At 64.8% G+C, this 14468-nt stretch carries 10 protein-coding genes; 5 read left to right on the forward strand and 5 right to left on the reverse strand.

Annotated features, from left to right (window positions below; translation table 11 throughout):
* Positions 1-67: 67 nt before the first annotated feature.
* Together HAP48_RS17825 and HAP48_RS17830 are read right to left on the reverse strand one after the other, a co-directional pair.
* A complete protein-coding gene (locus tag HAP48_RS17825; RefSeq protein WP_166211997.1) occupies positions 68-1750 on the reverse strand; it encodes a phospholipase D-like domain-containing protein in 1683 nt (560 codons plus the stop codon).
* A gap of 197 nt (positions 1751-1947) precedes the next feature.
* Entirely contained in the window at positions 1948-4215 is a 2268-nt protein-coding gene (locus tag HAP48_RS17830) for a DUF2235 domain-containing protein (RefSeq protein WP_166211994.1), read from the reverse strand.
* 221 nt (positions 4216-4436) lie between these two features.
* Here HAP48_RS17830 and HAP48_RS17835 point away from each other — a divergent pair, with 221 nt between their 5' ends.
* Positions 4437-4856, forward strand: a complete 420-nt coding sequence (locus HAP48_RS17835) for a hypothetical protein (RefSeq protein ID WP_166211991.1) — start codon at positions 4437-4439, stop codon at positions 4854-4856.
* A gap of 47 nt (positions 4857-4903) precedes the next feature.
* Here HAP48_RS17835 and HAP48_RS17840 read toward each other — a convergent pair whose 3' ends face one another.
* The gene (locus HAP48_RS17840; protein ID WP_166211988.1) at positions 4904-6094 is read right to left on the reverse strand and encodes an ABC transporter substrate-binding protein; all 1191 of its coding nucleotides are present in this window, start codon (positions 6092-6094) and stop codon (positions 4904-4906) included.
* A 151-nt stretch (positions 6095-6245) separates the two neighbouring features.
* On the opposite strand from HAP48_RS17840, the gene HAP48_RS17845 reads away from it, so the two are divergent.
* On the forward strand, positions 6246-7244 hold the full coding sequence (locus HAP48_RS17845) for a winged helix-turn-helix domain-containing protein (RefSeq protein ID WP_166211985.1): 999 nt from the start codon (positions 6246-6248) through the stop codon (positions 7242-7244).
* A 31-nt stretch (positions 7245-7275) separates the two neighbouring features.
* Here the strand turns inward: HAP48_RS17845 and HAP48_RS17850 are convergent, their stop codons facing one another.
* Positions 7276-7896 carry a TetR/AcrR family transcriptional regulator gene (locus HAP48_RS17850; RefSeq protein ID WP_175612319.1) on the reverse strand — a complete coding sequence of 207 codons (621 nt, stop codon included), beginning with the start codon at positions 7894-7896 and terminating at the stop codon, positions 7276-7278.
* Between the two features lie 52 nt (positions 7897-7948).
* Between HAP48_RS17850 and HAP48_RS17855 the strand changes: the two genes are divergently transcribed.
* The 3 genes from HAP48_RS17855 to HAP48_RS17865 all read left to right on the forward strand — a co-directional run bounded on the left by HAP48_RS17855 (position 7949) and on the right by HAP48_RS17865 (position 12993).
* Positions 7949-8206, forward strand: coding sequence for a hypothetical protein (locus HAP48_RS17855; protein ID WP_166211982.1), 258 nt, complete (start codon positions 7949-7951; stop codon positions 8204-8206).
* A gap of 287 nt (positions 8207-8493) precedes the next feature.
* Positions 8494-11955, forward strand: a complete 3462-nt coding sequence (locus HAP48_RS17860; protein ID WP_166211979.1) for an acyl-[ACP]--phospholipid O-acyltransferase — start codon at positions 8494-8496, stop codon at positions 11953-11955.
* Positions 11956-12030: 75 nt separating this feature from the next.
* Positions 12031-12993 (forward strand): alpha/beta hydrolase, encoded by a 963-nt coding sequence (locus HAP48_RS17865; RefSeq protein WP_166211976.1) that lies wholly within the window; start codon positions 12031-12033, stop codon positions 12991-12993.
* 232 nt (positions 12994-13225) lie between these two features.
* On the opposite strand, the gene HAP48_RS17870 is transcribed toward HAP48_RS17865, so the two are convergent.
* The gene (locus HAP48_RS17870) at positions 13226-14443 is read right to left on the reverse strand and encodes an ABC transporter substrate-binding protein (RefSeq protein ID WP_166211972.1); all 1218 of its coding nucleotides are present in this window, start codon (positions 14441-14443) and stop codon (positions 13226-13228) included.
* Between the last annotated feature and the right edge of the window lie 25 nt (positions 14444-14468).

Raw genomic sequence — 14468 nt, forward strand, 5'->3', positions numbered from 1 at the left:
AGAACGCGGGGCAGCCGCGACGCTGCCCCGTGTTTCATGTCATGACCCCCGATCGGAGATCAGGCAGTCAGGTCATGCCGAGCCAGAACCGCGTCTCGGTTTCCGCCCAGCCCTTGCCGATGCGGTTGCTCAGCCAGGCATCGCTGCGCTTCAGCCCCTTGTCCTTCTGGCCCTCCGGCGTGTTGCGCCAGGCCTGCCACCGATACTGGCCGTAGATGCTGACGATGCGCGCGGCGTAAGTTAGCGCGAGCTGCGAATCGCCTCTGATGATGACGAGATTGTCGTCGTTCTTGGTGCTGGCGCGGTCAGAGAAATTGTGCGAGCCGGTCATGACCACCGGGTTCTTGCCGGCCGGATCCAGCACGATCACCTTGCTGTGCACGGCGATCATGAATTTTCCGGTGTCCTTGATCTCGTGCTCCCACCAGTCGGCGGTTTTGTCGATGCCGGCGGGCCGGATCACGTCGGCGATCTGCTTGCCCTTGAACACCTGCTGCTGGCCGTCGCCGGCGAGCAGCTGCAGCTGATCCTTCGGGCTGTCCTTGCCCTGTGCCGGGAAATTGTTGAGTCCGCCGCGGACATAGAGCTTCTTGTCCTGCGCCTTCTCCAGGATCGGGCCGAGCAGGCCCTTGTTGCCGGGATTGAGCATCAGGCACACCGCGCCATGCTCGGTGTCCTCGATCATCTTGGTGGCTTCCTTGAGATCGCCGCTCTTGGTGGTCGGCGTGAACCAGACGCTGACCTTCGATGGGCCGATCGTGAACGGCCATTCCTTATCGCCGGCCACCGCCAGCGCCTTCGGCGACTTGCTGCCGTCGGCGTAGATCAGCTTCCAATGGTCGTGATAGGCCGCGGCGATCTTGTCGTCGGTGATCTCCAGCCCGTTGTTGTTCTGGGTGCACAGTCCGGTGCGCGTCCAGTTGGTGCTGCCGGTCCAGACTGCCTTCGGTGTCTGCGCGCCGTCGCAGAACACCGCGAACTTGTTGTGCGCATAGCGGCTCGGCGCGATCTTGCGGCGAACGATGTCGACGCCGGCCTTCTTCAGCACGCCGGCGTTCTTCTCGGTGTCCTTTGCCGTGGCGTCGGACTTGCCGGTACTGTTGCCGAGCACGACATGGGCCTTGCCCTTCAGCGCGGTCAGCGCCGCGATCAGTTCGGGATCGTTGAGCTCGTAAAGCGCGAGATAGACGTCGCGCTTGTCCTTTTTGGCATCGGCCAACAGTGCGAGCAGGCGGGCGCCAAGCTGTCCCTTGAGGAAGTCGCGAATCTTGTTGCCCTTGGTCGAGATCGCCTTCTCCAGCGTCTGGGAGGCCTTGGGCGCGGTACCAATCGCGCGCGACAGCCATTGCGCCGATATCGTGCCGCGGTTGAACCATGGCTTCAGCGGACCTGACGGCGTGGCGGAGACGTAGTCGGTCCATGTCGATGGTCCATTGTACGCAGGCTTTACCTTGGTATCGCCGTCCTTGAGGACGGGCACCACGCCGTAGCGGACCGGTGCGTCGACGGGTGCCAGGAAATCGGTCCAGTTGGTCTTCTGCACCGGCCATTCGGTGCTCGGCCGATGCTCGCCGGACTTGTGGCCCTGCACCTGATCCTCGAACCCGACCCAGGTGTCGACCACCGTCGCGGCCTTGCCCTGCTGCTGGCGATACAGCGCGAAGCCGAGGCAGCCCGGAATCATTGTCGCGACTTCCCAAACCACGAAGATACCGTCGGTGGTCGGAAACGCCTGAATTGTGGAAATCATGGTGATGCCTCCAAATCGCTGGTGAGAAATATCCGCTCGATATGAAACTGGCGCGTCAGCACTCTCCCGGGATCCGTGGTGTCTAGCAAAGGGAGCATAGCAGCTGATCTACAACCCGCACTGTCGGCTGGATCACAGATGGATCACGCCGGGCGGCTCCGTGTCGGGTCGCGATCCTGTGGGCGCGGCTCGACCCCCTACAGCAACCGCACCGTGACCTTCGCCTTGCCCTTGTGATCGCCGTAGAACCATTTGTAGACCCAGGGCAGGCCGATGACGGCCTGGTTGACATAGAGGAAGATCTCGCCGCTGCGATCGGCGGTGAACCGCGCCTTGTAGACCTGCGGGTCGGTATTGGGCGCCGGCGCCGGATCAAGAAAATACTCGTCGACCCCGGTTTCTCCGACCCGTGCGATCAGCCTGAACCACGGCCGGAACAGGACGCGCCGCAGGAAGATCGTGGCGTAACCACGCCAGCGCTTTGCGGCCTCGATCGTCGACGTGCGGTATCCGACCGGTGTCACCGCCCGTCCGGCGTCCTCCCACGGCTCCGCCATGGTGATCGCGATCTCGTACTTGAACCCGGTGCGGACCTTGAGGCCGGTCGGCGCACAGATCGCGCTGGTATCGAAGTCGGCTGCGTCCTGCGGGACGCCCTTGTCGACGGCGACGAGCTTGTCGGCCGCGGTGCCCGTGCAGAAAGCGCCCATCGAGTCGGCGGCATTGAACAGGAAATGGCTGAGCAGTGTCGCGCTGAACCAGACCAGCAAGGCCGTCAGCAGGAACGGAACGGCGTGTCGCTTCCCGAAGTTGAGGATCCACTGATAGATGGCGCTGGTGCGGAATCGATAGATCGCATTGTGCACGATTCCGGAGAGCGGCGTCGGGTTCGCGCGGTCGCGCCAGATGATCCGCATCCTGTCCCTGATCGCGGCGCTGAGCGAGGTGCCGACGCCCATCAGCAGGAAAACGGCAATGACGCCGCCGGCGAACCATTCCGGGTTGCCGGCATACCAATCCGTCCACCAGTGAAACGAATCGGGCAGGAACGATTGGACGAAGCGCACCAGCTCCGAAATCATCCTGAACCAGGAGCTGAATTCGTGCTCCTTGTGCTGGTTGTGGAACAGCCAGAACGCGGCCAGATGCAACGACGCCGCCAGCGTGGCGAAGTAGGCGATCCGGCGCATCCAGACATAATTCCACAGCTTCTCCTGCGCCGCATAACGCGCCGGTGCGCTCGTCGGCGTCTCGAACGTCGTCTCGCCCAGCGGCGTGATCTGGCCGCTGCGGGACACAATCACGTAGTTCGGCGGAAGTCCGATCGGGGCATAGGCATTGGCGCCGCTGTCGATCCGCTCGAACACGCTTTCGTGGATCTTCGGCGTCGGCACGCTGACACGGGCATAACGATCGTTGCAGAGCTCGGCGACCTTGCGAGGTCCATACCGGTAGTAGGAGCCGAGGCCCGCGCGCGAATCATAGAGGCGGCCGTCCTTGTCCTCGGACGATCTGATCGACTTGATCGCATCAGGATCGGCGGTCGGCGCGCTCTTGAACACCAGGCCACGCTTGACGGCTTCGTCGACCAGCCATGCCAGCGGCACGAACGCGACGGCATCGTCGGGATAACCGCCGCCGACATTGGCGTGCATGCCGACGAACCAGACCTGGACGAGGCGTTCGCCATCGATGGTCGCGGGCACGGCCGGGACCGGTTGTCCCGGCTCCTGCTCGGTCCAGAGCACCGGATGGAATGTTGTGCGCTCGTCGTCGAGGGCCAGCGCATGTCGCGCCCACTTGACCCGCGGGCTGAGAATCCGGTTCGGCAGCTCAAGCGGCCACACCCAGTTGGAGATGCCGCGGGTCATCTCGTCGATCGGCAGGCCATAGGCTGCGACGGTGTCCCAGATGCCGATGAATTCGATCGCGGCGACCTGCTTCCGGGCGATCTCTGCATAAGACTTGTGGCCTCGGAGGCGATCCCACACCGGCACAAGGATGTAATCGCGCAGCGCGCGGAACAGCACCTCGATGCGCCATATCGAATGGTAGCCCTCGGCGCGGTACGCCCGATAGGCCTTCACCGCGCCGTCGTGCAGCTCGGATTCGGTGTCCGCGACGATCAGGCCCTGATCGAGGATGAGTGCGGCAAGCGTGCGCACGGTGAATGCGCCGCGGCTGAATCCGAACAGGTAGATCTTCGAATCGTTCTCGTGGTCGTAGTTTCGGCAGATGAACTTGTAGGCATCCAGGATATTGCGCTTGAGGCCGTAACCGAAGGCGCCGCCGAGCAGCGCAAGCGGAACGAACGACGACGTGCCGACGCCGTCGTCATACTTGGCGGCCTGGTTGTTGCCCTGCAGATCGAGCGACTGGAAGATCCGCCAGACGTTGGTTCGCCAGACGCTGGAGGCGGCGTTGCCGGTGCCGTCGGACAGGATGATGATCTTGGGACTCGGCATTGAAAGACGCTCGCTGAAAGGAATGAAGCGGATCGCGCAACGTAGTAGTAACGGATTCGATTGCTACTTTGGATCGATGTTTAGTCGCTCTGTGCCACGATAGGTGTGAACTGGCGCACAATAGCGTCGCGTGGTCGCAGCCATGTGAGAGGCGGCGGCTTTCGCGATGCTGCGAAAAGGCCTAGCCTGCCAGCGGTGCAATTCATTGATGAGGCACAGCCATGCGCAGCCGCGTCAGAAAGTTTGCCCATGTCCTGGAGCGCTTTGGCCTTGCTTTGGCGGGAGCCGCGAGCGGTCTGTTCGTCGCCATCCATGTCGGCTCGAGCGTGTCGGCGCTGACCTCGCAGGCCTTCCTGCTGCTCATGATGCTGGGCGGCGCGATCGGCTTCTATGTCGGCATCGATACGCCGCCAAAGCTCTTCCATCCGAAGGACACGAACTCGACGCGCAAGATCGACGCGGCGGAGCTGCTCAGCGCGGTCGGCACATTCCTCGCGACGATGGTTGCGTTCTTCTCGGTCGGCGTCGTCGTGCTACGCAGCGAGCCGGACATCGCCTGGACCGCGACCATCATGGCGGGCTGGGTGCTCGGCGTTGCCATGCAGATCGTCGCCGGCACGATCGCGCGCACCCGGGTCTGAGGCGTCGAAGCGACGCCGCGCCGGAAGAGTTGCCGCTCCGTCCTGCTTTACCTGTTCGCGACCTTGGTGGGATCCTTGATCGCCTGGAAGGTCTCCTGCTCGACGCTGTAGAGCTCGCCTCCAATCTTCTCGACCTTGCGAATGTAGATGTTGTGGACGACTTCGCGGGTCTTCGGATCGATCGACATCGGGCCGCGCGGGCTTTCCCAGGCCATGCCCTTCATGGCCTCGACCAGCGCGTCGCCGTTGGTCCTGCCGCCGGTCGCGTGCAGCGCCTGGTAGATCAGATGCATGCCGTCATAGGCGCTGACGCTGATGAAGTTCGGACGCACATTCGCATTGGCCTTGCGGAACGCCGCGACATAGTCGCGGTTCAGGTCCGACGGATGATAGGCCGAGTAGAACCCTGCCGTGATCATGCCGATCATGGCATCGCTCATCCCCGGCAGGTCCTCGTCGTCGGCGATGTCGCCGGGGCCGATCAGCTTGATTCCGCTCTTGTCGAGCCCACGCTCGACAAACTGCTTGGCCAGGATGCCGGCCTGGCTTGTCGGAACGAAAATGAACAGGGTGTCGGGATTGCCGTCCCGCGCGCGCTGCAGGAACGGTGCGAAGTCGGGATTGGCCAGCGGCACTTTCAACGCCTCGACGATCGATCCGCCTGCCGCGATGAAGCTCGCCGCAAACACGCCGGCGGCTTCATGCCCGGGTGTCCAGTCGGATGCGATGATGGTGGCCCGCTTCGATCCGCTTCTCGCCGCCCAGCCTGCCAGCACGCTGGCCTGCTGCGCATGCGTCCAGCTGGTGCGCACGAAGTAGGGCGACCGATCGGTCACGATCGATGTGCCGGAGACCATGACGACGGTTGCCGTCTTGCTCTCATTGACCAGCGGCGCGAGCGCCAGCACGCTCGGCGTCAGCCCGCCACCGAGGATCGCGATTTTATCGTTGACGATCAGCTCCTGCGCAATGCGCTTGGCATTGTCGGGCACGCTGGCGTCGTCCCGGACGATCAATTCGATCTTGCGGCCGGCGACCGTGTCGCCGTGTTGCGCCATGTAGAGCCTCGCCCCGGCGACCGCCTGTTTGCCGACCGGCCCCAAAACGCCGGTCAACGGCATCACCAGGCCGACCTTCACGACGTCCTGCGTTTGGGCGTGTCCCGATTGCACCGCCGCGAGCGCCAGGACTCCCCCGATGACACCCCCGACCAACACGGCAAATGGCGTCCTCGACATGGTCAACCTCCCGCGTGCCCGGAAATGATGCCGGGCCGGTCCGCCACTATCGGCCGCGCCGCGGGGAAGTCCTGATGAAGAAGTGACAGAACGACGATTTTCCTGCTAAATTTCCCGGATTGGTGCCGTCTGTGTGCATGGAGTGACCTCTATGAACCCGGCGACTGATTCCGTATTGATATTTGATGCCTTTGAGCTGGACTTCGCCCGCGGCGTCGCGCGCGCGGATGGCGTCGAACTTGATCTCAGGCCGAAGTCGTTCGCGGTGCTCGGCTGTCTCGCCAGAAATGCCGGGCGGCTGGTCTCCAAGCAGGATCTGCACGAGGCAGTGTGGGGCCACGTCGCGGTTTCGGACGATTCGCTGGTCCAATGCATCCGCGAACTGCGCCTGAAACTGCGGGATGACGACCACCGCATCATCAAGACGGTATCGCGCCGGGGTTACCGGCTGGATGCCGAGCCGATTTCGCGATTGCACGAACACGCACCGCGGGATGCCGCGGGCGCGACATCCGCTCCGCGCGCCGTTGCAGGACGCTTGGCCGTGTTGCCCCGATGGTTGCTTGTCGCCGGCCTGTCGGCGATCGCCTTCGCCGCGCTCGCATTCGTGCCGCTGATTGCAAACGGGATGCGGCATCCCCTGGCGGAATTGGCGAACTGGTTCGCGCCGCAGGATCACGGCATTGTACCGAACCCTGATGTCGAGCGGATCACTGCGCTGGCGGTCGAGAAGCAGTTGCCGCTTCCGGCCTTTCGCGTTCACGCGCCGGCAAACGACGTGCCGGACAGTGTCCGCCGCTTTCTCGGCGTCTGGGTGAGCGACGAAGGATGGATCAACTCGCACCGCCAGTTCATGATGATCGTCACGAGCGTCGATCGGGATGGTGTCGCGACCGGCTATCTCGTGAATGGACCGGCCATGCCGCACAGCCGTACACCCGGACCTGGCTTTTCCGGCGGCTTCACCGGGCATGTCCTTGACGACACCTTGCGATACGACGGCAATGCGGGACTGCATTCGGCCTCCATCACCGCGGACGGACGGATCGAGTTCAAGCTGATCTTCCGGGAGGGCGGCACCGGGGTGGTATTTCTTGAGCCGCTCTGGACCCTCGGCCGCTCGGGGCGCGTCGCACGCAACCAGACATGAGCGCGGCACGATCGCGGGCACGCGAGCCTGACTACGGCCTGCGGGTTACGCCCAATCCCGCGAGATGCGTGTCGACGAACTGCGCGAGCCGCTCGCGCAGCCGCTCCGGCGGCACCGCGACCATGCGCTCCTCGAGGCCCAGCGAGATGATGCCGTGGACCGCGGAGAACATCATCCGCGACAGCAGCGCGACATCATCGGGGGCGCGATCGGGCAGCAGCCGCAGCAGCGGCGCGTGCATCAGCGCGAACGCGTCCATCACCATCGCCAGGATATCTTCCGGAAATGGCCGGTCGTCCTCCATCCGGTGCTCGAACAGCGAGCGCAGCAGATTGGTGTGCTCGGTCGCGAAGCCGAGATAGGCGTCGGCGAGCCCGTGCAGCTGGCGCAGGGGATCGTCGGCTGGAATTGCCTTCAGCCGTGTGGTCAGGGCCTCAACGGTCTCCCGGTTCACCGTCAGGATCAAGCCGTCGAAGTCGCCGAACTCATTATAGACGCTGCCGATGGAGCACCCGGCGGCCTCGGCGACGTCTCGAACCTTCAATGATCTCAATCCCTTAGTTGCGATCGATCGGCGCGCGATCTCGATCAGCAGGGTCCGCCGCTGAAGTTTTTTTCGGTCACGTCGCGATTCTTCTTGAACAATGGTCATTTTCGTACTACTAATTTGAGCGTTGCTCAAGTCTGCTTAGGAGGCCACTCACATGCAGACCCTAGCACTTCAATTGACCACCACCCTTGTCGATGACGCGATCGAGCTCGTGAAGGGCCTTGGCCGCGCCATCCTCTCCCCGGCGATGGAGCCGATCGAGCGGATCGCCCGCGCCTGCGACGTCGCAGGTGTCCTGGAGCAGCGGCGCGCGGATCGGCGCGCGCCGCGCCCGGCGGCCTCGGGCGGCGGCGGGTGCAAGCCGCGCCACTGCCGTTGGTCGCCGTTCCGCGGGTTGAGTGAACTGACCTGAACCGTACCGGCGGCAATTGTCGCCGAAACCTCAACAAAGCGCTCACCATGTCCTCCGCGAACTCGCCTCGGCGCCGAGCAACCCCAGGTCTGGATAAGGTCTCGTACATCTCTGGCGAGCAATGTCCCGGTATTCCGGCGCCAGCGGATGTGCGCCGGTTCGAACCGATACGTTGCGGAAAAGACTAAAGGCTGCGGCATCTCCGTCATTTCACCACGCTCACCATTCTCTGCCACCCGAACTCGCAGACCTGCCAGCGCCTCGCGCGCTAACCCAAGGAAACGGTCATGATCAAGGAATTGATGTCGTCCCGCCGCTTCGCGCCGCTGTTCTGGTCGCAGTTCTGCTCGGCGTTGAACGACAACGTGCTGAAGAACGCCCTGGTCATCATGCTGCTGTATGGCGTCGCCAACGAGCAGGGGCCGGCGCTGGTTCAGCTCGCGGGTGCGGTCTTCATCGCGCCGTTCTTTGTGCTGTCGGCGCTCGGCGGCGAACTCGCCGACCGCTACGTCAAGTCCGTCGTCGCCCGCCGGCTGAAGTTCTTCGAGATTTTCGCCGCGGCGTTCGCCGCAGCCGGCTTCTTCACCCATTCGATCCCGCTGCTGTTCATCGCGCTGGCGCTGTTCGGCATCGTCGCTGCGCTGTTCGGTCCGGTGAAGTATGCGGTGCTGCCCGACCAGCTCTCGGTCTCCGAGCTTGCAACCGGCAACGCGCTGGTCGAGGGCGCAACCTTCATGGCGATCCTGATCGGCACCATTGCGGGCGGCATGTTCGTCGCCGGCGCCAGCCATATGGGCTGGATCTGCGCCGCCGTCGTCGGCCTTTCCGTTCTGTCCTGGGCGTTCGCATCCCGCATCCCCCTGACGCAGCCCTCCGCGCCCGATCTGTCGATCACCAAGAATCCCTGGACCTCGACCGTGCGCCTGCTGAAGTCGCTCTACGCCGAACCGCGGCTGTGGGACGGCATGGTGATCGTGTCCTGGTTCTGGATGGTCGGCGCGATCGTGCTGTCGCTGCTGCCCGCGCTGATCAAGGAAGGCGTCGGCGGCACCGAGGGCGTGGTCACGCTGTGCCTCGCCGTGTTCGCGATCGGCATTGCCGCCGGCTCGCTGTTCGCGGCGCAGCTGAGCCATGTCCGTCCGAATCTCGCGCTGGTGCCGATCGGCGCCATCGTGATGGGCGTGATCGGCCTCGACCTCGCCTGGGCGATCGCAACCACCTCGCTCGGCAAAGAGGTCACCGCGGCCGCATTTGCGAGCTCGTTCGGCGGCTTCCGGATGCTGGCCGACTTCTTCCTGTTCGCCTTCGGCGGCGGCCTGTTCGTGGTGCCGTCGTTTGCCGCCGTGCAGGCCTGGACCGCACCGTCCGAGCGCGCCCGCATCATCGCCGCCGGCAACATTTTGCAGGCTGGCTTCATGGTCGCCGGCGCGGTGTTCGTCGGCGCGCTGCAGGCCGCGGGGCTTGCGATCGCCTGGATCTTCTTCGGCCTCGCCATCGCGAGCTTCGGCACCGTCTGGTTCGTGCTGAGCAAGTGGGGCAAGGAGGGCGTGCGCGACTTCGGCGCGCTGCTGTTCCGTGCGTTGTTCCGCGTCGAGGTGCGCGGCATGGAGAACCTGCCGCCCGAGGGCACCCGCATGCTGATCGCGCCCAACCATGTCAGCCTGGTCGACGGCCCGCTGCTGCACGCCACGCTGCCGATCGATGCGAGCTTCGCGGTCGACACCGGCATCTCCAAGGCGTGGTGGGCCAAGCCGTTCCTGAAGATGATCAAGCACTATACGATGGACCCGTCCAAGCCGCTGGCGGCGCGCGACCTGATCAAACTGGTTGCCGCCGGCGAGCCGGTCGTGATCTTCCCGGAAGGCCGCATCACGGTCTCCGGTTCGCTGATGAAGGTCTATGACGGCACCGCGATGATCGCCGACAAGGCCGATGCGGTCGTCGTCCCGGTCCGCATCGAGGGCGCGCAGCGTTCGCATCTCAGCTATCTGAAGAACGGCGAGATCAAGCGCTCCTGGTTCCCCAAGGTGACGATCTCGATCCTGCCGCCGGTGAAGCTGCCGGTCGACCAGTCGCTGCGCGGCAAGGCGCGCCGCAACGCCGCCGGCGCCGCGCTGCAGGACGTCATGATCGACGCCATGGTCAAGAATGCGATGCTCGACCAGACGCTGTTCGAGGGCCTCGGCCACGCCTATCGCGACCGCGACACCGGCAAGCCGATCATCGTCGAGGACGCGCTCGGCACCAAGCTGACCTATCGCAAGCTGATCCTCGGCGCGCAGGTGTTGAGCCGCAAGCTCGAGCAGGGCACCTCGGTCGGTGAGAATGTCGGCGTGCTGCTGCCGAACTCGGCCGGCGTTGCGGTCGTCTTCTTTGCGCTGCAGACCATCGGCCGTGTGCCGGCGATGCTCAACTTCTCGGCCGGCCCGGTCAACGTGCTGGCCGCGATGAAGGCGGCGCAGGTCAAGACCGTGCTGACCTCGCAGGCCTTCATCGAGAAGGGCAAGCTCGACAAGCTGATCGCGGCGATCGCGGGCCAGGCGCGCGTCGTCTATCTCGAGGACGTCAGGGCCGGCATCGGCTTCGCCGACAAGATCGCGGGCTTCCGCGCCGGCATCGCGCCGCGCGTCGCCCGCAACGCCAACGATCCCGCGGTCATCCTGTTCACCTCGGGTTCGGAAGGCACGCCGAAGGGCGTCGTGCTGTCCCACCGCAATATCCTCGCCAATGCGGCGCAGGCGCTGGCGCGGGTCGATGCCAATGCCAACGACAAGGTGTTCAACGTCCTGCCGGTGTTCCACTCCTTTGGCCTGACCGGCGGCATGATGATGCCGCTGCTCGGCGGCATCCCGATCTTCATGTATCCGTCGCCGCTGCATTACCGGATCGTGCCCGAGCTGATCTACCAGACCGGCGCGACCATCCTGTTCGGCACCGACACCTTCCTCACCGGCTACGCCCGCTCGGCGCATGCCTATGACTTCCGCACGCTGCGGCTCGTGATCGCCGGTGCGGAGGCGGTGAAGGAGCGCACGCGGCAGATCTATATGGAGCGTTACGGCATCCGTATCCTCGAAGGTTACGGCGTCACCGAGACCGCGCCGGTGCTCGCGATGAACACGCCGATGGCGAACCGCCAGGGCACCGTCGGCCGCATCTCGCCGCTGATGCAGTATCGCCTCGATCCGGTCCCCGGCATCGAGGAAGGCGGACGGCTCTCGGTGAAGGGCCCGAACGTGATGATCGGCTACCTCCGTGCCGAAAATCCCGGCGTGCTCGAGCCGCTGCCCGAAGGCTGGCATGACACCGGCGACATCGTGACGGTCGACGCGCAAGGCTTCATCGCAATCAAGGGCCGCGCCAAGCGCTTCGCCAAGATCGCCGGCGAGATGGTGTCGCTGTCCGCGGTGGAGACGATGGCGACTGCGCTGTGGCCGCAGGCGATGTCGGTCGCGGTCACGCTTCCCGATCAGCGCAAGGGCGAACGCATCGTGCTGCTCACCACGCAGAAGGATGCCGACCGCGCCGCGATGCAGCGCCAGGCCAAGAGCGTCGGCGCCTCCGAGCTTGCGGTGCCCGCCGACATCCGCGTCGTCGACAAGGTGCCGCTGCTCGGCACCGGCAAGACCGACTATGTCGGCGCCACCGCGCTGGCCAAGGAACTTGCTGCTGCGCCCGCGGCGCAGGCTGAGCCCGCCGGCGAGGAGGGCGAGGCCGCGCCGGAGCAGCTCGCGCAACACGTCGCATGATGGTTGGCATGATGGTTGTGCTTTTCGGGAGCATGTTGTCAGATAGACGGCAACTGCTCCCGAGAAAGCACGATCATGCCGCTTCCGCTCGATCCCGTCATTGAGAAGATCATTCCGCTGCTGCCGCTGCGCGACCCCACGACCATGACGCCGCAGAGCGCGCGCGATTCGCTGCGCGCGCTGGCCGAGGCGCGCAAGGCGGTGCCGCCGCCGCCGGTCGATGTCGCGCGGGATATCGAGGTGCAGGGCTCGGCCGGCAAGCTCGCCGCGCGGCTCTATCGGAGCGGCAGCGGGCGGGCGCCGACCGTGATCTTCTTCCACGGCGGCGGCTGGGTCGCCGGCGATCTCGAGACCCATGACCGCCAGGCCCGCAACCTCGTGATCGAGACCGGCGCTGTCGTGATCTCCGTCGACTACCGGCGCCCGCCGGAGACGCGCTTCCCCGGCGCGTTCGAGGATGCGTTCGCCGCGATCCGCGACGTGGTCGCGCGTATCGGCGAATTCGGCGGCGACCTCTCCCGCGTCGGCGTCGCCGGCGATTCCGCGGGCGGCAATCTTGCCGCGACCACCGCACTCGCCTGCCGCGACGCCGGCATCAAGCTTGCCGGGCAGCTGCTGGTCTATCCCGTCGCCGATGTGGTCGGCGGTTTTGCCGATCCGGCCGAGAACGCCAGATTTCCGTCGCGCGCGGAGAATGCCGAGGGCTATTTCCTGACGCGTGCGACGATGCAGTGGTTCTGCGGGCACTATCTCGCCGACCCGGCGCAGGGTGCCGACTGGCGCGTCTCGCCGCTGCGCGCCAAGTCCCTCGCCGGTGTCGCGCCGGCCGTGGTGACGACCGCCTGGTTCGACCCGCTGCGCGACGAGGGCCATGCTTATGCGCGGGCGTTGCAGGCGGCCGGCGTGCCGGTGACGTATCATGCCGGCGAAGGTCTCATTCACGGCTATTTCGGTCTCGGCGATGCGTCGGAGACGGCGCGGGCCGAGGCGCAGCGCGCGCGGGCGGATTTTCGGGCGTTGCTGGAGAAGGGGATCTAACCTCCCGTCGTCCCGGAAGTCTAACCTCCTCGTCGTCCCGGCGAAGGCCGGGACCCATAACCACCGCAGTCTGTTGTGGGAGCAGGCTGTGGCCCCAGCGTCCCGCCACTTGCACATTCGGGGTAATGGGTCCCGGCCTTCGCCGGGACGACGATGTGGATAGTTCCGGGACGACGATGTGGATGGGGTCGTCGCTCGACAACTTCTCCTCAACCCCCTCAATCACTCCCCCTCAATCATTCCCGATCGTATCCCCGAACAGCTGCCACGTTTCCCCGTTGAACTTCTGCAGCCGCATCGCTTCGACCGGGAAATAGTCGGTCGGCGAGGTCTTCACCTTGATGCCGGGCAGGAACATCGGCAGCGCGATGTCGAGGTTGGCGGCCTGCTTCATGATGTTTTCATGGGTGAGGTCGTCGCCGCATTGCTTCAACACCTGCACCGTCGCCTCCGCCACCACATAGCCGTAGACGATCAACTGGTCCTGCAGATTGCCGTCGGGGAAGTAATTCTTCATGAAGCCCTGCCAGGCGATCACGTCTTTATCGTCTTTCCACTGCGGATCGTTCGGATCCTTCAGCGAGTAGGACGAGATGATGTCCTTGGAGTACTCGAAGCCGGCCGGCTTCAGCACCGAGGACACCGAGGTCGAGGTCGCCGCGAGGAAGAACAGGTCCGGCTTCCAGCCGATCTCGCCGATCTTCTTGATCGCCTGCGCCGCCTGCTTGGGGATCGCGTGCATGAACAGCACGTTGGCGCCGGACGATTTCAGCTTCACGATCTGGCTGTCGACCGTCGGATCGGTCGATTCATAGGTCGTTTCCGCCACCACCATCTTCGCGGTGTTCTCCGCGCCCAGGCCCTTCTTGAAGCCGTTGCCGTAATCCTTGCCGGCGTCGTCGTTCTGGTAGAACAGCGCGATCTTGGCGTCCGGCTTGTTGGTCAGCACATATTTCGCGTAGACCGCGGTCTCGGCCTGGTACGACGGCTGGAAGCCGATCGACCACGGGTAATGCGCATAGTCGCCCCACAGCGTGGCGCCTGCGCCGACGAACAGCTGCGGCACTTTCTTGTCGTTGAGATATTTGCGCACGGCAAGCCCAGTCGGCGTGCCCAGCGGATTGAGGATCGCGGCGACCTCCTCCTGCTCGACCAGCTTGCGGGTCTGCTCCACCGTCTTCGGCGGCGAGTAGCCGTCGTCGAGCGTGATCAGGGTGACCTTGCGCCCGTTCACGCCGCCCTGGTCGTTGATCATCTTGAAGTACGCCGCCTGCGCCTTCGCGATCACGCTGTAGGCCGACGCCGCGCCTGAAAATGGCGAGGTCTGCCCGAGCTTGATCTCGGTGTCGCTGGTACCCGCGCCATATTTCTTCTCGGCGGCGTGCGCCTGTGTCGCGAGCGCAAGCGCAGCCAGAGCCGTGATGGCCGTCCAAATGGCCTTCGATGTCATCGTGAGCCTCCCTGTGGCGTTCTTA

The sequence above is a fragment of the Bradyrhizobium septentrionale genome, from assembly GCF_011516645.4.
GTDB classification, from domain to species: domain Bacteria; phylum Pseudomonadota; class Alphaproteobacteria; order Rhizobiales; family Xanthobacteraceae; genus Bradyrhizobium; species Bradyrhizobium septentrionale.